Origin of the sequence: Streptomyces collinus, assembly GCF_031348265.1 — a bacterium.
Lineage (GTDB): Bacteria > Actinomycetota > Actinomycetes > Streptomycetales > Streptomycetaceae > Streptomyces > Streptomyces collinus.
The window spans coordinates 8,457,853-8,482,274 of record NZ_CP133771.1 but is presented as its reverse complement, the minus strand read 5'-3'; the positions used below and the strand labels follow the sequence as shown (position 1 = coordinate 8,482,274).

The 24,422-nt window shown below is 71.2% G+C and carries 24 protein-coding genes and 1 pseudogene; 14 read left to right on the top strand and 11 right to left on the bottom strand.

Annotated features, from left to right (window positions below):
- The first annotated feature begins 82 nt into the window (after positions 1–82).
- Positions 83–1,447 (top strand): FAD-dependent oxidoreductase, encoded by a 1,365-nt coding sequence (locus tag RFN52_RS38270; protein ID WP_184853498.1) that lies wholly within the window; start codon positions 83–85, stop codon positions 1,445–1,447.
- A gap of 156 nt (positions 1,448–1,603) precedes the next feature.
- A complete protein-coding gene (locus tag RFN52_RS38265) occupies positions 1,604–2,098 on the top strand; it encodes a lamin tail domain-containing protein (protein WP_184853497.1) in 495 nt (164 codons plus the stop codon).
- A 32-nt stretch (positions 2,099–2,130) separates the two neighbouring features.
- Here the strand turns inward: RFN52_RS38265 and RFN52_RS38260 are convergent, their stop codons facing one another.
- From RFN52_RS38260 to RFN52_RS38235, 6 genes are all read right to left on the bottom strand, one after another.
- Entirely contained in the window at positions 2,131–3,645 is a 1,515-nt protein-coding gene (locus RFN52_RS38260) for an FAD-dependent monooxygenase (protein WP_184853496.1), read from the bottom strand.
- A gap of 108 nt (positions 3,646–3,753) precedes the next feature.
- A complete protein-coding gene (locus RFN52_RS38255; RefSeq protein WP_030847269.1) occupies positions 3,754–4,128 on the bottom strand; it encodes a roadblock/LC7 domain-containing protein in 375 nt (124 codons plus the stop codon).
- Positions 4,129–4,287: 159 nt separating this feature from the next.
- Positions 4,288–4,809: a roadblock/LC7 domain-containing protein gene (locus tag RFN52_RS38250; RefSeq protein WP_184853495.1), complete on the bottom strand. Its 522-nt coding sequence runs from the start codon at positions 4,807–4,809 to the stop codon at positions 4,288–4,290.
- 38 nt (positions 4,810–4,847) lie between these two features.
- Positions 4,848–5,684 (bottom strand): hypothetical protein, encoded by an 837-nt coding sequence (locus RFN52_RS38245; protein ID WP_184853494.1) that lies wholly within the window; start codon positions 5,682–5,684, stop codon positions 4,848–4,850.
- Positions 5,681–6,121, bottom strand: a complete 441-nt coding sequence (locus RFN52_RS38240) for a hypothetical protein (protein ID WP_184853493.1) — start codon at positions 6,119–6,121, stop codon at positions 5,681–5,683. Before RFN52_RS38240 ends, RFN52_RS38245 begins: the two co-directional genes overlap by 4 nt.
- Before the next feature lie 443 nt (positions 6,122–6,564).
- Positions 6,565–7,905, bottom strand: coding sequence for a ferredoxin reductase family protein (locus RFN52_RS38235; protein ID WP_184853492.1), 1,341 nt, complete (start codon positions 7,903–7,905; stop codon positions 6,565–6,567).
- A gap of 239 nt (positions 7,906–8,144) precedes the next feature.
- Between RFN52_RS38235 and RFN52_RS38230 the strand changes: the two genes are divergently transcribed.
- The 4 genes and pseudogenes from RFN52_RS38230 to RFN52_RS38215 all read left to right on the top strand — a co-directional run bounded on the left by RFN52_RS38230 (position 8,145) and on the right by RFN52_RS38215 (position 9,772).
- The gene (locus tag RFN52_RS38230; RefSeq protein ID WP_184853491.1) at positions 8,145–8,537 is read left to right on the top strand and encodes an Imm10 family immunity protein; all 393 of its coding nucleotides are present in this window, start codon (positions 8,145–8,147) and stop codon (positions 8,535–8,537) included.
- A gap of 59 nt (positions 8,538–8,596) precedes the next feature.
- A pseudogene (locus RFN52_RS38225) lies at positions 8,597–8,794 on the top strand (aldehyde dehydrogenase family protein); the annotation flags it as partial.
- Between the two features lie 82 nt (positions 8,795–8,876).
- On the top strand, positions 8,877–9,230 hold the full coding sequence (locus RFN52_RS38220) for an aldehyde dehydrogenase family protein (protein WP_311241259.1): 354 nt from the start codon (positions 8,877–8,879) through the stop codon (positions 9,228–9,230).
- On the top strand, positions 9,128–9,772 hold the full coding sequence (locus tag RFN52_RS38215) for an acetoacetate decarboxylase family protein (protein WP_184853490.1): 645 nt from the start codon (positions 9,128–9,130) through the stop codon (positions 9,770–9,772). The genes RFN52_RS38220 and RFN52_RS38215 overlap by 103 nt, the downstream gene beginning before the upstream one ends.
- A gap of 25 nt (positions 9,773–9,797) precedes the next feature.
- Here RFN52_RS38215 and RFN52_RS38210 read toward each other — a convergent pair whose 3' ends face one another.
- Entirely contained in the window at positions 9,798–9,986 is a 189-nt protein-coding gene (locus RFN52_RS38210) for a CstA-like transporter-associated (seleno)protein (protein WP_184853489.1), read from the bottom strand.
- Complete coding sequence (locus RFN52_RS38205; RefSeq protein ID WP_184853488.1) at positions 9,983–12,136, bottom strand: carbon starvation CstA family protein; 2,154 nt, start codon at positions 12,134–12,136, stop codon at positions 9,983–9,985. Before RFN52_RS38205 ends, RFN52_RS38210 begins: the two co-directional genes overlap by 4 nt.
- Before the next feature lie 228 nt (positions 12,137–12,364).
- Between RFN52_RS38205 and RFN52_RS38200 the strand changes: the two genes are divergently transcribed.
- From RFN52_RS38200 to RFN52_RS38185, 4 genes are all read left to right on the top strand, one after another.
- A complete protein-coding gene (locus RFN52_RS38200; protein ID WP_184853487.1) occupies positions 12,365–13,906 on the top strand; it encodes a sodium:solute symporter family protein in 1,542 nt (513 codons plus the stop codon).
- Between the two features lie 14 nt (positions 13,907–13,920).
- Positions 13,921–14,469 carry a SigE family RNA polymerase sigma factor gene (locus RFN52_RS38195; protein WP_184854194.1) on the top strand — a complete coding sequence of 183 codons (549 nt, stop codon included), beginning with the start codon at positions 13,921–13,923 and terminating at the stop codon, positions 14,467–14,469.
- The gene (locus RFN52_RS38190; RefSeq protein ID WP_184853486.1) at positions 14,466–14,738 is read left to right on the top strand and encodes a hypothetical protein; all 273 of its coding nucleotides are present in this window, start codon (positions 14,466–14,468) and stop codon (positions 14,736–14,738) included. The genes RFN52_RS38195 and RFN52_RS38190 overlap by 4 nt, the downstream gene beginning before the upstream one ends.
- Before the next feature lie 165 nt (positions 14,739–14,903).
- A complete protein-coding gene (locus tag RFN52_RS38185) occupies positions 14,904–15,560 on the top strand; it encodes a maltokinase N-terminal cap-like domain-containing protein (protein ID WP_184853485.1) in 657 nt (218 codons plus the stop codon).
- 10 nt (positions 15,561–15,570) lie between these two features.
- Here RFN52_RS38185 and RFN52_RS38180 read toward each other — a convergent pair whose 3' ends face one another.
- Positions 15,571–16,515 carry a helix-turn-helix domain-containing protein gene (locus RFN52_RS38180; protein WP_184853484.1) on the bottom strand — a complete coding sequence of 315 codons (945 nt, stop codon included), beginning with the start codon at positions 16,513–16,515 and terminating at the stop codon, positions 15,571–15,573.
- A 101-nt stretch (positions 16,516–16,616) separates the two neighbouring features.
- On the opposite strand from RFN52_RS38180, the gene RFN52_RS38175 reads away from it, so the two are divergent.
- From RFN52_RS38175 to RFN52_RS38160, 4 genes are all read left to right on the top strand, one after another.
- A complete protein-coding gene (locus tag RFN52_RS38175) occupies positions 16,617–17,648 on the top strand; it encodes a saccharopine dehydrogenase family protein (protein ID WP_184853483.1) in 1,032 nt (343 codons plus the stop codon).
- A gap of 183 nt (positions 17,649–17,831) precedes the next feature.
- Positions 17,832–18,920, top strand: coding sequence for an ABC transporter substrate-binding protein (locus tag RFN52_RS38170; protein ID WP_184853482.1), 1,089 nt, complete (start codon positions 17,832–17,834; stop codon positions 18,918–18,920).
- A 54-nt stretch (positions 18,921–18,974) separates the two neighbouring features.
- Positions 18,975–21,812 (top strand): SpoIIE family protein phosphatase, encoded by a 2,838-nt coding sequence (locus RFN52_RS38165; RefSeq protein ID WP_184853481.1) that lies wholly within the window; start codon positions 18,975–18,977, stop codon positions 21,810–21,812.
- Positions 21,813–22,090: 278 nt separating this feature from the next.
- Positions 22,091–22,444, top strand: a complete 354-nt coding sequence (locus RFN52_RS38160; RefSeq protein ID WP_184853480.1) for a cupin domain-containing protein — start codon at positions 22,091–22,093, stop codon at positions 22,442–22,444.
- A 31-nt stretch (positions 22,445–22,475) separates the two neighbouring features.
- Here RFN52_RS38160 and RFN52_RS38155 read toward each other — a convergent pair whose 3' ends face one another.
- On the bottom strand, positions 22,476–23,156 hold the full coding sequence (locus RFN52_RS38155; RefSeq protein WP_184853479.1) for a haloacid dehalogenase type II: 681 nt from the start codon (positions 23,154–23,156) through the stop codon (positions 22,476–22,478).
- Positions 23,157–23,268: 112 nt separating this feature from the next.
- Positions 23,269–24,405 (bottom strand): N-methyl-L-tryptophan oxidase, encoded by a 1,137-nt coding sequence (gene solA / locus RFN52_RS38150; RefSeq protein WP_184853478.1) that lies wholly within the window; start codon positions 24,403–24,405, stop codon positions 23,269–23,271.
- Between the last annotated feature and the right edge of the window lie 17 nt (positions 24,406–24,422).

Genomic DNA, 24,422 nt, shown 5'->3' with positions numbered 1-24,422 from the left:
CGGACCCTCGTACCGACTTAGGCATGCCTTAGTTTAGGCTTCCCGTCGAGATCGCTTGTCGCCGCTCGAAGGGAACCTGACCATGCCCCGCCCCCTGCGGGTAGCCATCGTCGGATCCGGCCCCGCCGGGATCTACGCCGCCGACGCCCTGCTCAAGTCCGAGGTGGCCGCCGAACCCGGCGTTTCCATCGACATCTTCGAGCGCATGCCGGCGCCGTTCGGTCTGATCCGTTACGGCGTCGCTCCCGACCACCCGCGGATCAAGGGCATCATCACGGCCCTGCACCAGGTGCTCGACAAACCGCAGATCCGGCTCTTCGGCAACGTGGACTACGGCACCGACATCGGCCTGGACGACCTGCGTGCGTTCTACGACGGCGTGATCTTCGCCACCGGCGCGACGGCCGACCGGGCGCTCTCGCTGCCGGGCATCGACCTGGACGGCTCGTACGGCGCCGCGGACTTCGTGTCCTGGTACGACGGCCACCCGGACGTGCCGCGCACCTGGCCGCTGGAGGCGGAGAAGGTCGCCGTGCTCGGCGTCGGCAACGTGGCACTCGACGTCGCGCGCGTCCTGGCCAAGACGGCGGACGAACTGCTGCCGACCGAGATACCGGCGAACGTCTACGAGGGTCTGAAGGCCAACCGGGCCAAGGAGATCCACGTGTTCGGCCGACGCGGCCCGGCACAGGCGAAGTTCAGCCCGATGGAGCTGCGGGAGCTGGACCACTCCCCCAACATCGAGGTCATCGTCGACCCCGAGGACATCGACTACGACGAGGGCTCGATCACCACGCGGCGCGGCAACAAGCAGGCCGACATGGTGGCCAAGACCCTGGAGAACTGGGCGATCCGCGACGCCGGAGACCGGCCCCACAAGCTCTTCCTGCACTTCTTCGAGTCGCCGGTCGAGGTCCTCGGCGAGGACGGCAAGGTCGTGGGCCTGCGCACCGAGCGCACGGAGCTCGACGGCACCGGCAACGTCAAGGGCACCGGCACGTTCAACACCTGGGACGTCGGCGCGGTGTACCGCGCGGTGGGCTACCTGTCCGACAAACTCCCCAAGCTGCCCTGGGACATCGACTCGGGCACCGTTCCGGACGAGGGCGGCCGGGTCATGCAGGAGTCGGGCGAACACCTGCCGTCCACGTACGTCACCGGCTGGATCCGGCGCGGCCCCATCGGCCTGATCGGGCACACCAAGGGCGACGCCAACGAGACGGTGGCGAACCTGCTGGACGACTACCGCAACGACCGGCTGCAGACGCCCGCGACTCCCGCCCCGGAGGCCGTGGACGCGTTCCTCGCCGAGCGCGACATCCGCTTCACCACCTGGGACGGCTGGTACAAGCTGGACGCGGCGGAGAAGGCTCTGGGCGAGCCCGAGGGCCGCGAGCGCGTGAAGATCGTCGAGCGTGAGGACATGCTGCGGGCCAGCGGCGCCTGACGCTGCACACCTGACGTTTTACCTCCCGCGGGGCGGGTTCGGTGGCAATGTCACCGGACCCGCCCTTCTGCGTACTTGAAGCGTGTACGATCCGGATGCTTCACCGAACCATCACATCGCCTTCACCTGAAGGCCATGCAGGGGGGACGAACGTCCATGCGCATACGCCTTGTCGCCACCACGGCTCTCGCCGCCGGGGCCCTGACCGCCCTGTCGGCGGTTCCGGCCCAGGCCGCCGAGTACGACTCCGCGCTGAAGATCCGGGGCATCCAGTACGACGCTCCCGGGAGTGACTCGAACCGCTGCTCGGGCGGGAACACCGCCGAGGAGTACCTGACCATCAAGAACTACTCGCGCTCCACGACGGTGAACCTCAAGGGGTACGTCGTGAAGGACGCGGCGGGGAACAAGTTCACCTTCACCGCGACCCACACCCTTCAGCCGGGTGACTACGTGAAGCTGCGCGGCGGCAACGGGGCCGACTCCGACACCAAGAACGTCGTCTACCGCGACAACTGCAACTTCATGTGGAACAACGACAAGGACACGATCTACGTGTACAAGCCGTCCGGCAGCCGTGCCGACGTGCACTCGTACACCAAGAGCGGCTCCGACCCGGACCGCAACGGGTACATCACCTTCCACGGCTGAGCCCCTTGCCGGACCGGCGCCGGCCTCCTGTCCTAGGAGGCCGGCAGCCAACGGTCCACGTAGGCGCGCAGGGCCGTGAGGTCGGTGCCGCGGGCCAGGTGACCCACGTATCCGTCAGGCCGTACGAGGGCCTGGGTGACGCCGGGCCACGGGCTCCGCGTACCCAGGCGGTGCACGCTCAGCAGGCCGTGCCGTTCGCCCAGCGGCAGGTCCTGGGGCCAGTGGTGGGCGGGGCCGGTGAGCAGAAGGTGGTAGCCCGGCCCGGCGATGCGCCGCTGGAGCCCGGCCGGGGTGTCGGGCAGGCGGTCCCCCGCGCGGGGGCCCTGCCGCGGGCGCTGCGGCCCGGTGGCGGAGGCGGGGCCGCTGCGGTAGTGGATGCCGAGTTCGGACACCGTACGGAACAGGCGTGCCCGGGCACCGGTCGCGCGCAGGAGCAGCGGGGCCAGGTGCGGGGCGAGGCGCGTCCGCGCCAGCCGCAGAGCCGGGTGGCCGCTCGTACCGACGGTGAACGCGCGGTCGGTGAGCCTGCGTACGCCGTGGCCGACCGGGGCGCGCTCGGCCTCGTACGTCTCCAGCAACTCCTCCGGTGCGGCCCCGCGGCAGACGTGGGCGAGTTTCCAGCCGAGGTTGAGCGCGTCCTGGATGCCGGTGTTCATGCCCTGTCCACCGGCCGGGCTGTGGATGTGCGCCGCGTCGCCCGCGAGGAAGAACGGGCCCTTGCGGTAGTGGGTGGCGCCGCGGTTGTGGATGCGGAAGCTCGTCATCCAGACCGGGTCGTGCAGGGACGGCTTGTCGGGCGTCCAGTCGTCGGCGATCCGCTGGAGAAGCTCCAGGGTCACCTCTCCGCCGGGGGCGCCCGGCGGCTGCATCGCGATCATCCGCCAGGTGGCCGGAGTGCCGAGCGGGAAGAAGAACAGCAGCCCGGCCGCCGTCAGGTACGTGTGCGCGGCGCCCTGCTCCAGCCCGTCGGCTTCCAGGTCCGCCAGCAGGAACGTCTGAGGATAGGCGTAACCCTCGAAGGCGATGCCCGCCCGGGCGCGCACGGTGCTGTGTGCTCCGTCGCAGCCGACGACATAGCGGGCCCGTACGGTCTCCTCGGTCCCGTCGCTGCGTCGCAGGCGGCAGGTGACGTACTCGCCCTCCGGTGCGGCGCCGAGCAGTTCGGTGCCCCGCTCCACCGTCACGTCCCGCTCGGCCAGATGAGCCGTCAGAGCGGCTTCCGTCTCCGACTGCGGGAGGAACAGCAGGAAGGGGTACGGCGTGTCGTCGCAGCCGACGTCGAACACCGGGACGCGCAGCACCCGTCGGGGCAGATGCAGGTGCAGCCGGACGGCCGTACTGCCCCGCTCGACGAGGTCGTCCGCCACGCCGAACGCGGACAGCATCTCCAGGGTGCGCGGCTGGATCGCGGGGGCGCGTGACTCCCGCGCGCGGTCCAGTGATCGGTCGACGATCCGGAACGGGGTTTCGCAGGCGCGCAGTTGCGTCGCGAGGGCGAGCCCGGTGGGGCCCGCGCCCACGACGAGCACGTCCAGAGGTGCCGTCATGGCACTCACCGTAGACGCGGCCGGCCGCGCGCGGGCCGTCGCCGTGCGGCGTGCCGGAGCCCTCCGCGACGTGTCCGTGGCGGAGGGCTCCCGTAGGTTGGTGCCGGTTCAGACCTCCAGGTCGGCCTCGATGCGGCGCAACTGGTGGCGGGCCATGGCGAGGTTGGCCCGGCTCCCGTCGAGCACGAGGTAGAGGAAGAGTCCGCTGCCTCCGCGGCCCTTCAGGAGGCGGATGAGGTGGTACTGGGTGTTCAGGGTGATGAGGATGTCCTCGATCTCCTCCTTCAGTCCCAGGTGCTCCATGGTGCGCAGCTTGGACCGCACGACGTCGGTGTTGCCCGCGGCGGCGACTTCCAGGTTGAAGTCCTTGCTGCCTCCGAGGGTGCCGAGGGCCATGCCGCTGGTGTAGTCGACGAGTGCGACGGCCGTCGCTCCGTCGATGGAGCTCAGGCATTCCTTCAGCGCGGTCTCCGTGTTGGCCATGCGCTCGGTTCCTTTCCTTCGGTCTGCTACTTCGGTGGGTCGGAAGGTTCGGTGGGTCTGGCGGTTCGGTGGGGCTGGTGGCTCTGTGGGGCTGGTGGCTCTGTGGGGCTGGTGGCTCGGTGGGGCTGGTGGCTCAGTGGGGCTGGTAGTTCAGGTGGCTCAGATGCCGGTCTGCGGGCGCGGCTGGTGTGTGGGCCGCTGCGGGGTGCGTACCGGGAGGGTGCCGATGGGACGGTCGGCGGCCGGGGGCACCGTGGCGAGGTGCTCTTCGGGTGCCGGCCGGTCGGCGTGGCGGCCGGTGCCCGGGCCCACGCCCGTGGCCACCAGGTCGGCGATCCGGGCACCGCTGCGCCGGCCTTCGAGGTGCAGACGGCCGACGTTGACGCGGTCCTCGGCGAGGAGGGTGAGCACGGCGGTGGTTCCGGCGGCGTAGGTCGCGACGTAGCCTCCGGAGCCCCGCACCAGCAGTTCGCGGAAGTCACCCCGGGCGGCGGCGTCGGTCATGCGGTAGGCGACGCCGAGGGCGGCGGCGGTCAGCGCCGCGAGTCCCTCCGGCTCGGTGCCCGGCACGTCGTGGGCGAGGACGAGTCCGTCGACGGTGGCCGCGAGGGAGCCCGTCAGCCGGGGTATGCGGGTGCGGAGCCGACGCAGTTCGTCCAGGACGTCGGTCTCGACGGCCATGAGCAGTCTCCTTTCGGCACGCTGTCTTCGCGCGCGGATCACAGTGCCTCCAAGGCGTGCAGGAGCCGTCGCAGCAGTGCGGTGTCGGGCTCGTCCGGTGCCGCGGGACGAGGTGAGGGGCCCGGCTCGGCGGACACGGTGGCGGGGGCGGACGCTGGGGCTGGGGCTGGGGCGGAGGTGGGGACGGGAACCAGGGGGGCCACGGGCGTGACCAGCCCCGCGGCCGCGAGACGGCGGAGCTCGACGAGGGTGTGGAAGGTGCGGCAGGCAAGGGCGGTGGCGATCTGGGCGGCGGTGCGGACGCCGTCGACCTGGGCGAGGGTCCGGCCGCGGCGGACCGGCAGGTCGGCGGCGTCCGGTCCGGGCACCCGGGCGAGGGGCGCGCGGTCGACGGCGGGCTCGGGCCATATGCGGTGCAGCAGTTCACGGCGGCGTCTGGACTCGCGTAGGACGGTGTCCACCGGTACGGAACGGACCGCGCCGAGCCAGTGAGCGGCACCGGGCCGGAAGCGGAGCGCCGGGCCGTCGTGGGCGAGGACGAAGTACGCCGCGTCGAAGAGGGCGCCCAGGTGGCACAGTTCGAGCGCGCCGGCGGCGAGGTGGCCGCTGTCGACCAGTTGCCGTCCGACACGGCAGCGGCGGCCTGCCTGGTCGATCGCCTCCCACCAGCCGTCCGGGGCGAGTGCGCCGCTGTGGGTGAGCAGGTCGCCGAGGTCGGGGGTGACGGCGGACTCGACGTGGACGACATGTCCCGCGGCGAGGTAGACGATCCCCGTCTCGGTGGACAGGGCGCCGGTCGCGCCCTGCTCGGCGAGGGTGCCGAGCCGGGCCGAGGCGGGTTCGCCGGTGCGCAGGGTCCCGGTCGGCGTGGTCATCCGAGCACCAGCCGGTCCGCCATCTCGGCCAGCCGGATGCGGGCCAGGGCCAGGTTTCCTTCGTCACGGTCCAGCCACAGGTGCACGAACACCGTGCTGTCGAAGGTCGTGGTGACGAACCTGAGCAGGTGGTACGAGTCGGCGTTCGTGATGATCAGATCCTGTACGGGGGGCTCCTTGCCGGAGGCCGCGTCGGACGGTCCGCCCGAGTCGTCGTCGGGCGGCCCGCCCGGGCCCTTGCCGGTCAGGGCGAGCGCGCCGCTCTCGGTGGCGAGGCGGGCGAGTTCGGCGGTTTCCGCAGCCGTCGCCTCCACATCGCCACCAGGCGCGTCACCCACCGCTCCCAGCGCAAGACCACTGATCCAATCGACCACCGACGCCCCTCGAGCACCTTGCAGTCGCATGGCGTCCAGCAGACTCTCGTCGATTCCGGGCACGCCGAATCCCCTCCCCCTGCACGGCCGTTCCCGCGAACGTGAGCACGACACTACGCACCGTGCTTGGCCCAGGTGAACGCTTTGGCATTTTCCAAAGGAATGTGCAGGGAAGCGGGCGGGGGGTGAGCGGGGTTGATCGGAAGCGGGCAGGATGGATCGCGGGGCGCAGCAGGGCAGTTGGCCGTCCGCCGCGACCTGCACCTTCAGGAGCCGGGCACACCACGGCATCCCTGCTGCGGCTCTCCTGTCCGGCAAGCTTTCGCAGGGTGCGCAGGACCGATGCCGGCCCCTTGCCGACTTACTGACGAGCCATCAGGTCAAGTCGATGCCTTCGTCCGCGGTGCCCCACATCCGCCGCAGAGATGCCGGTCCGAGTTGCCGGTCCGAGTTGCCGGTGAGCGATGAGGCAGCAGGCGAGTTCGAGGAACGTTCCCCTTCCCGGGTCAGGCCAGATTGAACTTCTCGGCGTGCACCTGTCGCGCGGGGACCCGGAGGTCTCGCAGGCCGGCGAGCACGGCCCTGGTCATGGCGGGCGGGCCGCAGACGTACACGTCGCGTTCGGTGATGTCGGGGACCAGCCGGTGCAGACTGTCCGGGCCGAACGGCGGGGTGCCGCCCTCGCCGGTTCTGCCGGTGAGCAGGTGCAGCCGTCCGCCCCGTAGCGCGACCAGGTCGCGCACCTCGTTCAGCAGCACCGCGTCGGCCTCGCTGCGCACCCGGTACAGCACGACGACGTCGCCGGTCGCCTGCTCCTCCAGCATGGCCCGCACAGGCGTGATCCCCACGCCCCCGGCGATCAGCAGGGTGCCGGGCCGGGTCCGGTGCAGCGAGGTGAACGCCCCGTACGGTCCCTCGACGAAGGCGCGGCTGCCGACCGGGAGGTTCCGCAGGCCGGCACTGACATTGCCCGCCGCCTTCGCCGTCAGGCGCAGCCCCTGTCCGCCCGGCGCCGCCGACAGGGAGAACGGATTGGCCAGCCACCAGTGGTTGTGCCCGGGGAACCGCCAGATGCAGAACTGCCCCGCCCGGGCCGGGAGTTTGTCGAGGTGCCGGCCGGTGATGTACACGGAGACCACGTGGTCCGACTCCGGAACCACGGCCGCGACACTGAACCGGTGGTAGGCATTGCGCCACAACGGCATGGCGACACGCCCCGTCAGCAGGGCGCCGAAAGCCAGCAGCCACAGAATCCACCAGTAGGCCGTGGCGAACGCGGAGGACGCGAAGGTCGTGGTCTCCTCCAACTGGTGGACGAACGACAGGCCCAGGGCCACGTAGAGCAGCAGGTGCAGACCGTGCCAGACCTCATACCGCAGTCGCCGCCGCAGGGGCCGGGTGGAGATCACGGCGATCACGACGATGACGGCCGCGGCGAGCATGCCCAGCAGGGAAGCCGGCACTCCGCTCAGTGCGACGAACGTCTTCCCCATGGACGCGTCGTCGAGGTTCGCGTACCCGAGCACCACCAGCGTGGCGTGGGTGAGGACGGTCCACAGCAACAGGAACCCGACCCAGCGGTGCCACACCGTGAGCCGGTCCATCCCGATACGGCGGTCCAGCCACGGCATCCGGGCCACCAGCAGCAATTGGAACAGCATCAGCAGGGCTGCATGCAGTCCGAAGAACTTGGCGATCGTGAGCACCCCGTTCTTGCCCGAACCGGCGCTGAGGAACAGCACCTCGACGATCACCGCGTTGGCGATGACGAAGGTCCACATCGCCCAGCGCGCCGCGTCCACTGGAAGCACGGTGCCTCTGCGCACCGTGTTGCTCGCCGTCGCCATGGTCGCCTCGCATCCCCCCGGGGCCGCGGCACTCGCGGCCCTTAAGCACAAACCGCATGAAGATCGAGAAATTCGTCCGGATACGCACCTCGATCGGATAAGCATACGGAGCCCCGATCCGATTCGTTCACGCCAGAACCGGCGAGTCGCAATTGCTGCTCGTCGTTCGGTGCGTCCTGTGGCACAGGGTTCTGCAGTAGTTCACGATCGGCCGTTGCAGGCCCTGGTAGAACACGCGTGTGACCTACAGATTCACTGCGAAGATCGCCTACGGGTGGCACGAGCCGGGGCCGGACGTCTATGCCCTGACTGCCGGAGTTGCCGAGTCAGAAAGCGGAGAAGGCTTCGCGCTCGAGTTCCAGTGTGGCTTCGAGGAACCTGATGCGCAGAACATCCGCAACGGCTGCGACTCGTACTGCGTTGTCACCCCCGGCCAAGGCACGGAGCTGGAAGGAGACATCCTGCGGGTCACGCTCGACCCCGATTCCTTGGAAGCCCTGTTCCTGGATGATCCGGTGGTCGAGGCAGTGCTGCATGCACCGGCCGCGGACACAGCCCACATGAAGCAGGCACTCACGCGCATCCTCGCTTACGGCCGGACGGACGCACTCCCGATCGTGGTCGGGGTCTGAATCACGGTCGCCTCTCGGGCCGTCTCCAAATCGAGGACGCCAACATCCCGAACGCCGCGATGGGCGTCGTCGCCGGCATCTTCGCCGCGGCCGGGCAGACCTGTATCGCGGGCAGCCGGGTGTTCGCGCACCGGTCGGTCTACGACGAGCTGCTGGAGCGGGTCACCGAGCGCGCCCGGACCATCCGCATCGGGGACCCCCTGGACGAGAAGACGGAACTCGGCCCGCTGGCCTTCGAGGACCAGCGCGACAAGGTCGCCGGGTACGTCGACCTCGGACGCGGCGAAGGCGCCCGGGCGCTCACCGGCGGCCGGGCCACCGACGGCGGCCTCGGCAGTCATGTCGTTCGACACCGAGGACGAGGTCGTACGCCTGGCCAACGACACCGACTACGGCCTCGCGGCCGGCGTGTGGACGACGAACCTCTCCCGGGCACACCGCATGGCGGCCCACCTGGCCGCGAGGACCTCGACCATCAGGCCGGGGGTGGGAAGATCGGCCGTACGAGTCCGAGCCGAGGAAGTCGGTATCACGCCGTGGAACGACCAGCCGTGCCTTTTCCTCCTTCACCGTGGCACCTCACCGGCGACATGGTCGTCTCGCTGTGCCGCGTCCCGGCGGACGAACTGCCGCCCTGGCCCCTGCCCCACGGGGTCAGCCCCTGGATCGTGCGGCGCCGTGCCACCCTGCTGACCTTCTGGGTGGACTACCGGCCCGGCGGCGTCCTCGCCTACCGCGAATTCCTCATCGCCCTGGCCGTTCGCCACGGCCGCAGCCTCGCCGGCAGCACCGTGGCCGCCTGGGTCGACGACGAGCGCTCCCTGGCCGGGGGACGCGCCCTGTGGGGTATCCCGAAGGAGCAGGGCGTGATCGCGCTCCGCGCGGACGGCCGGGGCAGCCGGGGCGAACTGACCGCCGACGGCATTCCGCCGGTCCGCGTCACCTACCGGGACGTGCTGCGGCTGCCCTTCCGGCTGCCTGCCCGCGCCCATCTGGTCCAGCAACTGCCCGACGGTACGGAGTGCCGCGTGCCCATGCGGATCAGCGGACGGCCGGCCCTCGGCCGCAGCCGCGTCACGACCGGGCCCGGCGTCCGGGGGCGGTCGCTCGACGGGGCGGCGGGCCGGCAGCCCGGAGATGCCCTCGGCGCGGGCGCTCCGCTGTCCGTCCTCGCCCGGCATCGGCCGCTCCTCTCCCTCGCCGTCCGCGACTTCCGCGGCACCGTGGGCAGGTGAGCCCGTGCGGTGCCGCGGGAGCCCTTCAGCAGCAGCGGCTGCGGGTGCGGGCCTCCTGATGCCGGGTGCGCAGCACCTGGTACTCCCGGCGGGTGGGCACCGGGGCGAGCGGATGGTGACGTCGGTGCCGCTCGCAGTGGCGGTCGTACTCGGCCTCTCCGGTCAGCTCGCGCAGATACCAGCGCACCGCCCGAGCCCAGTGCCGGATCCTCACGAGCGGGCTCCGGCCAGGGGCTCGACGGGGTCGCCGGGTGCGTCGATGCGTGATTCGACGTACGGGGCCTCGGTGGTCGGCAGCGGCGTCGCGGACCGTATCGCGCGCACGCAGACCACCGCCGCGTTGCCGATCACCACGGCGACCAGGAGCAGGAAGAGGGCGATGAGGACGCCGTCGACGGTGGAGTTGGTGACCACGGTGTGCATGTCGGCGGTCGTCTTGGCGGGGGCGAGGATCTGCCCGGCGTCCAGGGCGTCGGCGTAGTGGGCCCGTTGGGCGAAGAAGCCGATCTTCGGGTCGGCGGAGAAGACCTTCTGCCAGCCGGCGGTGAAGGTGATCGCGGTGACCCAGGCGAGGGGAACGCCGGTGACCCAGGCCCAGCGCAGCCGCCCGGACTTGACGAGGACGGTGGTGCAGACGGCGAGGGCGATGGCGGCGAGCAGCTGGTTGGCGATGCCGAAGAGCGGGAAGAGCTGGTTGATCCCGCCGAGCGGGTCGGTGGCGCCGGTGTAGAGGAAGTAGCCCCAGGCGGCGACGACCAGGCCGCTGCACAGCCAGATGCCGGGCTTCCAGTTGACCCGGCCGATGGGCTTCCAGACGTTGCCGAGCATGTCCTGGAGCATGAAGCGGCCGACGCGGGTGCCGGCGTCCACCGTGGTCAGGATGAACAGTGCCTCGAACATGATCGCGAAGTGGTACCAGAAGGCCTTCATGGCAGCCCCGCCGAAGACCCCGGAGAAGATCTCCGACATGCCGACCGCGAGGGTCGGGGCGCCGCCGGAGCGGGCGATCAGGGTGTGTTCCTCGACCGCCTTCGCGGCCTGGGTGAGCTGGTCGGGGGTGATGGTGAAGCCGAGGCCCGCCACCGCGTGGGACGCGGACTCGGCGGTCGCGCCCAGCAGACCGGCCGGTGCGTTCATCGCGTAGTACAGGCCCGGCTCCAGCGTCGCCGCGGCGATCAGCGCCATGATCGCGACGAACGACTCCATCAGCATCGCGCCGTAGCCGATCAGCCGGACCTGGGACTCCTTCTGGATGAGCTTCGGGGTCGTTCCGGAGGAGACCAGGGCGTGGAAGCCGGACAGCGCGCCGCAGGCGATCGTGATGAAGAGGAAGGGGAACAGCGCCCCCGCGAAGACCGGGCCCGCTCCCGACGTCGCGAAGTCGCTCACCGCGTCGGCCCTGAGCACGGGCGCGGCCACGATCACGCCCACCGCGAGCAGGGCGATCGTGCCGATCTTCATGAAGGTGGAGAGGTAGTCGCGCGGCGCCAGCAGCATCCACACCGGCAGCACCGAGGCGACGAAGCCGTAGCCGATCAGGCAGAAGACGAGGGTGGTGGGGCTGAGGGTGAACGTGCCGGCGAGGGAGGAGTTCTGCACCCAGCCGCCGCCGACGATCGCCAGGAGCAGCAGCGCCACGCCGATGAGGCTGGTCTCGACGACCCTGCCGGGACGGACGCGGTGCATCCAGAAGCCCATGAAGAGGGCGATGGGGATGGTCATGGCGACGGAGAACGTGCCCCACGGGGAGTGGGCCAGGGCGTTCACGACCACCAGGGCGAGCACACCGAGCAAAATGATCATGATGGCGAACACCGCGACCAGGGCGGCCGCCCCGCCCGCCCGGCCGATCTCGTCGCGGGCCATCTGGCCGAGCGACGTGCCGTCCCGGCGCATGGACAGGAACAGCACCACCATGTCCTGCACCGCCCCGGCGAAGATCACCCCGGCGACGATCCAGAGGGTGCCCGGGAGATAGCCCATCTGGGCCGCGAGCACCGGGCCCACCAGCGGCCCGGCGCCGGCGATCGCGGCGAAGTGGTGGCCGAGCAGCACGCGGCGGTCGGTCGGCTGGAAGTCGACGCCGTCCTCCAGGCGCTCGGCGGGCGTGGCCCGGCGGTCGTCCGGCCGGAGTACCCGGCGGGCGATGAACCGCGCGTAGAAGCGGTAGGCGATGGCGTACGAGCCGAGCGCGGCGACCACCAGCCAGACCGCGGAGATCTTCTCGCCTCGGGCGAGCGCGAGGACGCCCCAGGCGACGGCGCCGAGCAGGGCGACGCCGGTCCACAGCAGGGCGGATCGAAGTGATATACGCGACTTTTCGGGCGCGGTCGGGCCGGATTCGGGCAGGGTGGACGCAGGCATGGCGGCTCCTCACCAGGGCGGTGCGGGACACCTCGTGACCCGAGGTGCCCGGGGGATCAGCGAAGCGGCGGCTCTCCCGCTCGCTGTGGGTCTGTGCAAGAGTTGCCCACCCCCCGGAACCGGTTGACAGCGAACTTCCAGAGGATTTTCCGCCGGTTCCGTGTCCTCCGATCCGGGCCGCCGCGCAACTCTTGCGCGAGGGATCAGGCACACCAAGGACGGTGACCCATGGCCGACGGCACCATGACCGCGACGTTCCTCGCCGTGACCGGCGGAGCGTCGCTGCTCGCCGTCACCGCGCGGCGCCTGCGGCCCAGCGGCCGGCTGCCGTCCCTGGAAGGCTGGGCGCTGGCCGACCGCAGCCTGGGCCCGGTGTGGACCTGGTTCCTCTTGGGCGGCACGATCTTCACCGCGTACACCTTCACCGCCGTGCCGGGTCTGGCGTACGGCAACGGCGCCGCGGCGTTCTTCGCCGTGCCGTACACGGTGATCGTCTCCCCGCTCGCCTTCGTGCTGCTGAGCCGGCTGTGGACCGTGGCCCGCGCCCACGGCTACATCACCGTCGCCGACTTCGTCCGCGGACGGTACGGGTCACCGCCCCTCGCCCTGGTGGTCGCACTGACCGGGATCCTCGCGACCATGCCCTACCTGGCGCTCCAGCTGCTCGGCATACGAGCCGTGCTGACGGCCGGCGAGGTGTACCCGCGCGGTGCCGCCGGGGATCTGGTGATGGTGGCGCTGTTCGCGGGACTCGCCGTGGCCACGTACCGGCACGGGCTGCGGGCACCCACCGTCATCTCGGCGCTGAAGGCGGTGGCCGTCTTCGTGTCGCTCACCGCGGTCACCTGGCTGGTCCTGGAGCGGCTCGGCGGTCCGGGTGCCGTCTTCGACGGAGCGGCCCGACGGCTCGGCGGCGACGCGCTGGCGCTGACCCCGGCCCAGCAACCGGCCTACGCCACCCTCGCGCTCGGTTCGGCGCTCGCCCTGATGATGTACCCGCACGTGCTGACGGCGGGGTTCGCCGCCGACGGGCCGCGCACCCTGCGCAAGGTCGCGGTGGCGCTGCCCGCCTGGACGGGACTGCTCGCGCTCTTCGGCGTCCTCGGCTTCGCGGCGCTCGCGGCCGGGGTGCGGGCGCCGGAGGGCGGGGCGGAGGCGGCCGTGCCGATGCTGGTCGACCGGCTGATGCCGGGGCCGCTGGCCGGGCTGGTGTTCGGCGCGATCACCGTCGGGGCGCTGGTCCCGGCGGCGGTGATGTCGATCGCGGCCGCCACCAGTTTCGTCCGCAACGTGTACGTCGAGTACGTGCATCCGACGGCCACGCCCAAACGGCAGGTCCGCATCGCCAAGGCCGTCTCGCTCATCGCGAAGGCCGGGGCGGTCGCGTTCGTCTTCGGGCTGCGCGACCAGGACGCGATCAACCTCCAGCTGCTCGGCGGGGTCTGGATCCTGCAGATCTTCCCGGCCGTCGCCGTGGGGCTGTTCACCGGGCGGCTGCACCCGCTGGCGCTGCTCGCCGGGTGGGGCGTGGGCATGGCGGCCGGGACGTACCTGGTCGTCCGCGAGGGCTTCTCGTCCATCGTGGGCTTCGGTTCCGGGCCGCTGGAGATCTACGCCGGACTGGCCGCCCTGCTGCTCAACCTGATCGTCGCGGTGGCCGGCACCGCCGTACTCGAACGTCTCGGCGTCCCGCGCGGCGCCGACCTGACCGACCTGCCGTCCCGCCTGACCGTCAGGCGGCGTCCGGAGACGGGAGCGAACCAGCAGTGAGACACAGACACCCGATACCCGTGCCGGAGCCCGAAGTCGAGGCGCTGGCGCCCGCGCCGGCCGACCCCGCGGAACGGGAGCGCGAGGCCGGACTCGCCGGGCTCTTCGAGCTGCACTACGCCTCGATGCTGCGCCTGGCGGTGCTGCTGGGCGCGGACGACCCGGAGAACGTGGTGGCCGAGGCGTACTACCAGATCTACCGGAAGTGGCGGCGCCTGAGGGACATCGAGGCGGCGGAGGCGTATCTGCGCTCCACGGTGTGCAATCTGACCCGGATGCGCATCCGGCACCTCCAGGTCGCCCGCAAGCACGTGGAGAGTCCGCCGGAGGAGACCGTCGTCTCCGCCGAGAGCGCGGCGCTGCTCCGCGACGACCAGCGCGTCCTGATCGACGCGCTGCAGCAGTTGCCGGCCCGGCAGCGCGAGGCACTCGTGCTGCGGCACTGGCTCGGACTGAAGGAGGGCGAGATCGCCGCCGCGATGGGCATCTCCTCCGGTTCGGTGAAGACACACACGGCGCGCGGTCTGGCCGCGCTGACCCAGGCGATGGAGGCCCGGCGATGAACCACACCGATCCGGACCGTACGGAGCGGGAGCTGACCGAGGCCCTGGCCGCCCTCGCCGGCGGGGTGCGGGCCGCCCCTGACGCCTACCGCACGGCACGCGGCGAGTGGCTCCGGCGCGAACGCCGTCGCCGGCTCGTCCTCGCGGTGCTCATCACCGTCGTGTTCGCGCTGGCCACGCTGATCGGCCTGTGGGTGCTGAACGAGGCTCCGTCCGACCCGGGAGTGATCTTCTCCGGTCTTCCGAGCGCTCAGGTCGGCACGAGGTAGGTCACGGGTGTGACCCGGCCCGCCGCCCGCGGGGTAGCGGTTGACGGTGGGCGCACCGCCGAGGACGGTGACGCCGCCGTCGGTGAGCACTCCGGGGCCCCGCACGCGCCGCGCGGATGCGAAGGTTTGATCGCCCGTACGACGCATCGGAAGGGAACCCTCGGCATGGCCGTCATCCACCACACCACCCTGAAGCCGACCAAGCTGGAACTGCTCACCGCCTGGCTGCCGTCCCGTCCGTGGTACCGCGGCACGGGGGAACCGGAGTTGGCGAAGGCGGGCGGCTTCCGGCTCGACGATCCGCAGGGCGAGGTGGGGATCGAGTTCATGGTGGTCACCGACGCCTCCGGCCCTCGGCCGGTCGCGTACCTGGTGCCGCTGGCCTATCGCGGTGCCCCGCTCGAAGGGGCGGAACACGCTCTCGTCGGCACGATGGAGCACGGGGTGCTGGGGCAGCGCTGGGCCTACGACGGCTGTCATGATCCCGTGCTGGTCGCCCGGTTGGCGGCCCTGATCGAGGGGCGGGCGCAGGCCCAGGACCAGAACGTCAGCGACACGCCCGCTCAGGATGTCGTCGTCTCCCGCGCCGAAGAAGGCTCCCTCTCCCCGGACTTCACCGTCACCGACGACCGGGACGGCACCGCGCTGACCACACCGCAGGGCCCGTTCCTCCGCGTGCACCGGGCCCTGCCACCCGCTGCGGACGGCCTGTTCGTGCCTCCGCAGGGTGCGATCGGCCATGTCTCCGGCTCCTGGGAGGCGCCGGACGGCACCCGCGCGCAGGGGGCGCTGGCTGTCCTGCACGACGGCAGCAGGGCGTAGCTCGCCGGGATCAGCGTGCCCGCGAGCGGAACGTCCTGCGGTACGTGTCCGGGGGCACGCCGACCGTGCGGTTGAAGTGGCGGCGCAGCGTCGTGGCGGTCCCCATGCCGGTGGCCGCCGCGATGGTGTCGACGCTGTCGTCGGTCTTCTCCAGCAGTTCCTGGGCGTGCCGGATGCGCTGGGTCAGCAGCCACTGCAGAGGGGTCGTGCCGGTGACCGCTCTGAAGTGCCGGCCCAGGTGGCGGGAGCTCATTCCGGCCCGGCGGGCCAGGTCCTCCACGGTCAGCGGCTGGTCGAGCCGCTCGATGATCCAGGGGAAGAGGGCGGCGAGCGGGTGGTCGTCCCGGTCGGGCACCGGGCTGGTGACGAACTGGGCCTGGCCGCCTGCCCGGTGCGGGGGTACGACCAGGCGGCGGGCGACGGCGTTGGCGACCGACGAGCCCAGGTCGAGCCGGACGAGGTGCAGGCACAGATCCAGTGCGGCGGCCTTGCCGGCGGAGGTGAGCACCCTGCCGTTGTCGACGTACAGCACGTCCGGGTCGACCTCCACCAGGGGGTGACGGGCGGCCAGTTCGCCGGTGTGCGCCCAGTGCGTGGTGGCGCGCAGCCCGTCGAGAAGCCCTGCCGCGGCCAGTACGAACGCGCCCGTACACAGGGAGACCACCCGCGCACCCGCCTCGTGGGCCTCGCGCACCGCGTCGACCAGGCCTGCGGGCGGATCTTCGTCGACGTCGGCCCAGCCGGGGACGATCACGGTGCCGGCGTGGCGGAGCCGGTCGAGGCCTGCATCGGGTTCCAGCCGGAACCGGCCGATGTGCACGGCGGCCGGGCCGCAGACCATGAGGTCGTACCAGGGGCCGGTCACGCCGGCCGGGGCGGCGGCGAACACCTCGTGGGCCAGGGCCAGTTCGAAGTGCAGCATCCCGTCGGTGGCGGCCAGCGCGACAGTGGTCATGTCCGTAATTGTATGGCACGTGTCGTTCCGGACACTCACGATCGGATGTCCGTCGCCGTCAGGATGGTCTCAGTTGATCAGTCGAGCACAGGGGAGAGCTCATGGGACCGGGTCAGACAGTGACGGTATTCGGCGCGTACGGTCACACCGGGCGGTTCATGGTGGCGGAACTGCTGGAGCGCGGGTTCGTCCCGGTCCTCTCGGGCCGCGACGAGGTGAAACTCAAGGCGCTGGCGGCGTCGTATCCCGGGCTGGAGGTCCGTCCGGCGGCCGTCGACGATCCGGACGCGCTCGACCGCGCGCTGGCCGGGGCGGCGGCGGTGGTCAACTGTGCCGGGCCGTTCGCCACGACGGCCGCTCCGGTGATCGAGGCGGCCCTGCGCGCCGGCGTCCCGTATGTCGACGTGGCGGCCGAGATCGAGGCGAACGCGGACACGCTCGCGCACTTCGCGGACCGCGCCCGCGCCGCGGGAGCGGTGATCGTCCCGGCGATGGCGTTCTTCGGCGCGCTCGGTGACCTGCTGGCCACCGCGGCGATGGGCGACTGGACCGGTGCCGACGAGGCGCACGTGGCGTACGCGCTGAGCGGTTGGCAGCCCACGGACGGGACACGGGCCGCCGGCGCGGTCTCCCGGGAGCGGCGGGGCGGTGCGCGCGTGGTGTACCGGAACGGGCGGCTGGACTACCGCCGGGACCAGGCCACGACCCTCCAGTGGCCCTTCCCCGAGCCCGTGGGCTCCCGGGAGGTCATCGGGGAGTTCACGATGGCCGACGTCGTCACCATCCCCAGCCACCTCGCCGTCCCCGAGGTGCGCACCTACATGACGGCCGAGGCCGCCCGGGACGTGTCGGCGCCCGGCACCCCGACGCCGACCGCGGTCGACGAACACGGGCGGTCCGCACAGACCTTCCTCGTCGACGTCGTCGTGCGCTCCGGCGGCGCCGAACGGCGCGCCGTGGCGCGAGGGCGGGACATCTACGCGGTCACGGCGCCCCTCGCGGTGGAGGCAGTGCACCGCATCCTCACCGGGCGGACCCGGACGGCCGGTGTCGTCTCCGCCGGCGAGATCTTCGACGCGGCCGACTTCCTCCGCTCGCTGTCCTCGCACCTCTCGGTGGAACTGCGCCACTGAGGGGCCCGCGGGGGAGGGTGCGGCGGCCGTGCGGGGCACCAATGGTCTCCGGGGCCCCCGCCGCAGGCTCTGTGAAGAAGGCACTTTTCCTGGTAAACACTGACCAAAGATGCACGAGGCAACAGGCCGACCAGGAGACACCCTCCGTCACGGATCATCCAGAGGGCACTGTGGAGGCAGCCGGTGGGAGACATCGCACTCGACCGCAGAGCCTTCCTGACCGGAGTCGGAGGGCTCGCCTCCGGCGCGGCCGCAGCCTCGCTCACGGGGTGTGAGACCCGTACCGGACGGAGTGCCGCCGAGAGCAGCAGAGTGCTCGTCGTGCGGAACTTCGGCGGTTCCTACGGCGAGGCGAACCGGAAGGCCGTCTACGACCCGTTCACCAGGGAGACCGGCATCCGGATCACCGTCGTGGACTTCGGACACGAGCAGATGCTCGCCCAGATCAAGGAAGGCCGCCCGCGGTTCGACGTCATGGACATCGACATGTCCAACCTGGTGCTGTTCGAGCACGAGGGCGCCTCCGAGCCACTGGACTACGGCCGGTTGAAGAACACCCGGAACGCCGGCATCGCCCAGTCGCTGCTCACCCCCAACGGCGTGGGCAAGAGCTACTGGGCCAGCGTCCTCGCCTACCGCACCGACACGTTCGGCGGGAGGAAGCCCGAGTCCTGGGCGGACTTCTGGAGCCTCCGGCGCTTCCCGGGCAGCCGCGCGCTGCAGGGTGAGGTGGACTGGCCGGAACTGGAGTTCGCGCTGCTCGCGGACGGTGTGCCGCTCGACCGGCTCTACCCCCTCGACGTGGACCGGGCCTTCAAGGTCATGGACGAGGTCAGGGGTTCGGTGCGGACGTTCTGGGAGTACGGCGCGGAGCCCGGTGAGCTGCTGTCCCGCGGCAGTGTCATGGCCACCAGCACCTGGGCCGGCCGGCTCCAGAGCCTGCTCGGGCGCGGGGCTCCCCTCGCCTACGAGTGGAACGGCGCCCGCAGGCAGAGCAACGGTTTCGGCATTCCCAAGGGCTCGGCGAACCCGGACGCCGCCTACCGGCTGATCGATTTCGCGCTGCGGCCCGAGGTGCAGGCCCACATGGCCCGGCTCTATCCCGACGGCCCCGTGGTGCCCGCCGCCTACGGGTACCTCACCGAGTCCACCGCGGTGCATCTGGCGAGCACTCCCGGCCATTTGCTGTCGGGCTTCGACCTGGACATCGACTGGTGGCTGGAGAACCGTGACGCGGTGACCAGGCGCTGGCTGGAGTGGACCCGCACCTGACCGACCGAATGCAGCCATATGGCTGAATATGAACGTGCATGGTAAAGAGTCGGTATGTCCCGGCACCCCGGTCGAATCTCGGCCTTCCGCTCCTCCCCGCGCAGCGGGGGGCGTACCCGGTCGGCCTCACGACGGCCAGGGCAGCCGGACGCGCGGCAGGAGTCGGGCGCCCGGTCTCCGGGAGCGCGATGGCGGGCCCTGCCGAGGGTGCGCAGCGTCGCCGGCCAGGTGTTCCTGCTGCAGTCGGTGATCATGGTGCTGTTCGCCGCCGCCGCGGGAGGAGCCCTCGTCGTGCAGGCGCGGGAGTCGAGCACGCAGGAGGCGCGTCAGCTCTCGAAGGGCGTCGCCCAGTCCTTCGCCCGGGCCCCGGGGACGCTGGACGCCATGAAGTCCGGCGACCCCACCGAGCTGCTCCAGCCGCGCGCCGAGGACGCCCGGAAGAACACCGGCGTCGACTACGTGGTGACCTTCGATCCGCAGGGTTTCCGCTGGACCCATCCCGACCCGAAGCTGATCGGCAAGCACATCTACGCCGTGCGCGAGGGCGGCGCCGCCGACCGGCCGTTCACCAAGACGTTCGAGGGCAGTCTCGGTCTTGCCGTGGACACGACGGTTCCGGTCTACGACACCAACGGGATCACCATCGTCGGCTTCGTGTCCGTCGGGGTCACCGTGGCCAGCGTGGACGACGTGGTGATGGACCAGCTGCCCCAGCTGCTGGGCTTCGCCGGCGGCGCGCTCGCGGTGGCCGCGGGCGGCACCGCACTGGTCTCGTGGCGGTTGCGGCGACAGACCCGCGGCCTGGATCCGTCCGAGATGACCCGCATGTACGAGCATCACGACGCGGTACTGCACGCGGTGCGTGAGGGCGTGCTGATCGTCGGGAGCGACGGCCGACTGCTGCTCGCGAACGACGAGGCGCGGCGGCTGCTGAACCTGCCCGCGGATGCCGAGGAGCGCCGGTTCACGGACCTCGGTCTGGAGGCGGGCACCGCCGAGCTGCTGGGTGCGGGCCGGCCGGCGACCGACGTGGTGCACCTGGCCGGCGACCGGCTGCTGGCGGTCAATGTGCGGCCCGTCGACCCGGACGACCACACGGCGGGCAGCGTGGCGACCCTGCGCGACACGACGGAGCTGCGGGCGCTGGCGGGCCGGGCGGAGGTGGCCCGGGAGCGGCTGGGGCTGCTGTACGAGGCGGGAGTGCGGATCGGAACGACGCTGGACGTGGTGCGCACCGCCCAGGAACTGGCCGAGGTGGCGGTCCCCCGGTTCGCCGACACCGCCACCGTCGATCTGCTGGATCCGATCCTGCGCGGTGCGGTGTCGGCCGGGCCCGGTCCGCAGATGCGCCGGGTGGCGGTGCACGGCGTCGACGGTGCCCGGTCCCTCTATCCGGTGGGTGAGCTGATCCGCTTCGTCCCCTCGTCGCCGGCGGCCGTCGGTGCCGAGCGCGGCCGTGCGGTCCTGGACGTCGACCTGACGGCTCCGGGCGGCTGGATGAGCGCCCAGGACCCCGAGCGCGCGCGGCGCGTGCTGGACCTCGGTTTCCACTCCCTGATCACGGTGCCGCTCCAGGCCCGCGGTGTGGTGCTGGGCATGGCGAGCTTCTGGCGCTCCACCGGCCCTCCCTTCGGCAGGGAGGATCTGGCCTTCGCCGAGGAACTGGCCGCCCGGGCCGCGGTGGCCGTCGACAACGCCCGCCGCTTCACCCGCGAGCACACCCTGGCGGAGTCACTGCAGCGCAGCCTGTTGCCGGGCTCCCTGCCCGACCACGCGGCCGTCGAGGTCGCCCACCGCTATCTGCCCGCCCTGGAGGGCGTGGGCGGCGACTGGTTCGACGTGATTCCCCTGCCCGGTGCCCGGGTCGCCCTGGTGGTCGGCGACGTCGTGGGGCACGGCCTGCACGCCGCGGCCACGATGGGCCGGCTGCGTACCGCGGTGCACAACTTCTCCGCTCTCGACCTGCCCCCGGACGAGCTCCTCGGGCACCTGGACGAGCTGGTCGCGCGGATGGACAGCGACGAGAACGGGGAGCGTGACCACGAGAGCGTCGCGGGCGCCACCTGTCTCTACGCCGTCTACGATCCGGCGTCCGGGATGTGCTGCCTGTCCCGGTCCGGGCATCCGGAGCCGGCCCTGGTGCATCCCGACGGCACCGTGGAGTACCTGCGGGTGCCCGGTTCTCCGCCGCTCGGCCTGGGCGGCGCCGAACCCTTCGAGACCGCCGAGGTCAGTCTCTCCGAGGGCTCGCGGCTGGTCTTCTACACGGACGGTCTGGTCGAGGACCGAGAGCGGGGCATCGACACCGGCCTGGAGGCGTTGCGCCACGCTCTGGCCGGAGCCCGCCGCTCTCCGGAGGAGACCTGCCAGGACGTCCTCGACGCGCTGCTGCCCGCCCGGTCGAGCGACGACATCGCCCTGCTCGTCGCCCGCACCCGGCTGCTGGACCCCTCGCGGGTGGCCGAGTGGGAGGTGCCCGGCGATCCGGCGGTCGTGGCGGGCATCAGGGCGGACGTCACCGGGCGGCTCAGGGTCTGGGGACTGGAGGAGCTGGCCTTCACGACCGAGTTGATCGTCAGCGAGCTGGTCACCAACGCCATCCGCTACGGCATCGGACCGATCCGGCTGCGGGTGCTGCGCGACGGCGACAGCCTGATCTGTGAAGTCGCCGACGGCAGCAGCACCTCACCCCATCTGCGCAGGGCCGCGATCACCGACGAGGGCGGGCGGGGACTGTTCCTCGTCGCCCGGTTCGCCCGGCGGTGGGGAACGCGCTACATGGCCCGCGGCAAGGTCATCTGGACCGAACAGTCCACCCGGAGTCCGGAGGCCGAACCCGAGGAGGTGTCGGCCGACGCCCTGCTGGAGCAGTGGGAGGACGCGGCCTGGTGAGGGGGCTCGTCACCTGCCGATGCTGTACACCTTGCGGAACGTCTCCTTGACGTCCCGGAGCTTCAGCACCTCCCCGGGCCGCACGGGGCCGTTCGTGCCGCCTCCCAGCCCCCTCCTGACACAACGTCCGAACATCGTGTCCGCAACGGACAGATCACCCGTCGGCCCCGTGCGGGACCCCGGAAACACTTGATGGACGGCAACCGGTCGGACGATCCACGCCACCGGTGGCGTCCGCCCTCGTATTGCGTCGTTCCTGAACCCTCAGAAGGAAAAGCATGTCGCTCCTGAAGACCATCGATCCCAACCCCTCCTTCGCACCCCAGGAGTCCGGCCCACTGCCGGAGCGCCTGATCTCCGGCGACCCGGCCTACAAGACCTGGGCCCAGGACGCCGCCTGCGGGGAAACGATCAAAACCGGCGTCTGGGAAGCCACGCCCGGCGAGACGCGCTCGATCAAGGGCGAGACGTTCGAGTTCTGCCACATCCTCTCCGGCGTCGTCGAACTCACGCCGGAAGGCGGCGAGCCGGTGGTCTACAAGGCAGGCGACAGCTTTGTCATGAAGCCGGGCTATGTCGGTGTCTGGAAGACCATCGAAACGGTGCGCAAGATCTACCTGACCGTGTCGTGACCCCGATGCCGCACGGCAGAAATCCAGCGAGTCAGATGCCGAGCATCCGGTTGAGCTCGTCCAGGGACTTCACGGTCACGTACTCGTAGCCGTGGGTGACCGGGTCGCAGCCACGGTCCAGGAGGACGAGGTTGCGGAAGCCCATGTCGTGCATCGGCATCAGGTCGTAGCGGGTGTGCGAGGAGACGTGCACGAAGTCCTCGGGGGACGCGTCGAGCTGGTCGAGCATGTACTCGAAGGCGGCGTACCGGGGCTTGTAGTAGCCGGCCTGCTCCGCGGTGAAGACCGCGTGGAAGTCCGCCCCGAGCCGGGGCACGCTCTCCTGGAGGAACGAGTCGTCGGCGTTGGAGAGGATCACCAGCTTGTAGTTCTCGCCCATCTTCTTCAGCGGCTCCGGCACGTCGGCGTGCGGGCCCCAGCTGCGGACGCCGTCGGCGAAGCGCTGGCCGGCGTCCGGGGCGGCCTTCACGCCCCACTTGCGGCAGACACCCTCGAAGGCGTCCTGCAGCGTCTGCTCGTAGGGGCAGTACTCGCCGCAGACCGAGTCGTAGCGGTAGCCGCGGAACTCCTTGACGAACTGCTCCCAGTGCTCGGCCGGGATCTGGTCGCCGACGAGTTCACGCGTGATGGGGGTCATCGGCCACTCGATCAGCGTGCCGTAACAGTCGAAGGAGACGTACGTCGGGCGGAACTGGAACGAGGGAATGGGCATGGAAGTGCTCACTTTCCTGCTTCGGGGAACTGGTTACGGGCCACACCGCTTTCGGGCATGCCCATGACAGGGGTGTCGGGGTGCGGGTGATGACGTCGGCGTTCGCCGGGGATCAGGCGGCGCCGGCTCCTGCCGGAGCGAGGAAGTCGATGGGGTGCTCCGTGGTGCCGTCGAGCGCCAGGTCGGCGGCGATCTCCCCCATGGCGGGCGACAGCTTGAAGCCGCTGCCGGAGAACCCGGCCATGACGATGATGTCGTCCTCGCCGGGGAGATGACCGACGAGCGGGTTTCCGGAGTCGGTGTAGCCCTCCATGTAGGCCGACAGCCGGATGGGGTCGGGGTTCAGGTCGGGCATGAGGTCACCGATGAGCTCGCGGAAGATGCCGAGTTCTTCGGGGCGGACCGTACGGTCGAGCCGTTCGGGCTCGGGAACCGGCGCATGGTATTTGAAGGAGAGACCGAGCTTGACGGAGATGCCGTCGGGCGACGGGATTCCGAAGCAGTCGTGGGGTGCGGCGCGCACGAAGGAAGGGGCACCGCCCGCGAACCAGTCGTGGCGGGTGGGCAGGTGCCAGGAGCAGAGCACCCGGCGGACGTCGACGGTCTGTGGCAGGTCCGGGAGCAGGGTGTTGACCCAGGGGCCCACGGTCACCACCGCGGCGTCCACGTGGTCCGTGCCCTGGTCGGTGACGATCTGTACCCCGCCGCCCGCCGCGCGGGCGACCTCCCGCACCGGGGTATAGCGGCGCAGCCGGGCGCCCAACTGCTCGGCCCGGGCGGCGGCGGCCTGGATCGACGCCTCCGGCCTGATGACGGCACCCAACCGGTCGAGGACCGCGGTGTGCCCGTCCGGGAGACGGTGCTGCGGGTAGCAACGCGCGAGTTCCTCCCGGTCCAGCACCTCGTGATCCAGGCCATGGGCGGCGCTGGTGGACAGCAGGAGACGCATGGCCGGTGAGACGGTCTCTCCCATCACGAGGCTGCCGCTGCGGCGTCGCAGCGACCGGCCCGTCTCCGCCTGGAGCTGCTCCCACAGCCCGTCCGCGAGCCGCAACAACGGAATGTACCCGGGCTCGCCGAGGTGGGCGGCTCGGAAGATGCGGCTCTCACCCCCGGCCGCACCGCGGTCGTGGCCCGGCGCGTACCGGTCGTAGCCGATGACCTCGGCTCCGCGGGCGGCCAGCCGCCACATGGCCTGGCTGCCCATGCTGCCGGCGCCGATCACGGCGACGCGCTTCGGGATACTCATGAGGTCGCTCCTTTGTT

Bases quoted from the DNA above. Each gene is read 5' to 3' on its own strand.
- RFN52_RS38235 (WP_184853492.1), bottom strand. From the start codon at position 7,905: ATGGCGACGGCGAGCAACACGGTGCGCAGAGGCACCGTGCTTCCAGTG.
- RFN52_RS38165 (WP_184853481.1), top strand. From the start codon at position 18,975: ATGTCCCGGCACCCCGGTCGAATCTCGGCCTTCCGCTCCTCCCCGCGC.
- solA (WP_184853478.1), bottom strand. From the start codon at position 24,405: ATGAGTATCCCGAAGCGCGTCGCCGTGATCGGCGCCGGCAGCATGGGC.
- RFN52_RS38270 (WP_184853498.1), top strand. From the start codon at position 83: ATGCCCCGCCCCCTGCGGGTAGCCATCGTCGGATCCGGCCCCGCCGGG.
- RFN52_RS38190 (WP_184853486.1), top strand. From the start codon at position 14,466: ATGAACCACACCGATCCGGACCGTACGGAGCGGGAGCTGACCGAGGCC.
- RFN52_RS38260 (WP_184853496.1), bottom strand. From the start codon at position 3,645: ATGACGGCACCTCTGGACGTGCTCGTCGTGGGCGCGGGCCCCACCGGG.
- RFN52_RS38220 (WP_311241259.1), top strand. From the start codon at position 8,877: ATGTCGTTCGACACCGAGGACGAGGTCGTACGCCTGGCCAACGACACC.
- RFN52_RS38155 (WP_184853479.1), bottom strand. From the start codon at position 23,156: ATGCCCATTCCCTCGTTCCAGTTCCGCCCGACGTACGTCTCCTTCGAC.
- RFN52_RS38250 (WP_184853495.1), bottom strand. From the start codon at position 4,809: ATGGCCGTCGAGACCGACGTCCTGGACGAACTGCGTCGGCTCCGCACC.
- RFN52_RS38255 (WP_030847269.1), bottom strand. From the start codon at position 4,128: ATGGCCAACACGGAGACCGCGCTGAAGGAATGCCTGAGCTCCATCGAC.
- RFN52_RS38245 (WP_184853494.1), bottom strand. From the start codon at position 5,684: ATGACCACGCCGACCGGGACCCTGCGCACCGGCGAACCCGCCTCGGCC.
- RFN52_RS38185 (WP_184853485.1), top strand. From the start codon at position 14,904: ATGGCCGTCATCCACCACACCACCCTGAAGCCGACCAAGCTGGAACTG.
- RFN52_RS38215 (WP_184853490.1), top strand. From the start codon at position 9,128: ATGGTCGTCTCGCTGTGCCGCGTCCCGGCGGACGAACTGCCGCCCTGG.
- RFN52_RS38180 (WP_184853484.1), bottom strand. From the start codon at position 16,515: ATGACCACTGTCGCGCTGGCCGCCACCGACGGGATGCTGCACTTCGAA.
- RFN52_RS38175 (WP_184853483.1), top strand. From the start codon at position 16,617: ATGGGACCGGGTCAGACAGTGACGGTATTCGGCGCGTACGGTCACACC.
- RFN52_RS38265 (WP_184853497.1), top strand. From the start codon at position 1,604: ATGCGCATACGCCTTGTCGCCACCACGGCTCTCGCCGCCGGGGCCCTG.
- RFN52_RS38205 (WP_184853488.1), bottom strand. From the start codon at position 12,136: ATGCCTGCGTCCACCCTGCCCGAATCCGGCCCGACCGCGCCCGAAAAG.
- RFN52_RS38200 (WP_184853487.1), top strand. From the start codon at position 12,365: ATGGCCGACGGCACCATGACCGCGACGTTCCTCGCCGTGACCGGCGGA.
- RFN52_RS38160 (WP_184853480.1), top strand. From the start codon at position 22,091: ATGTCGCTCCTGAAGACCATCGATCCCAACCCCTCCTTCGCACCCCAG.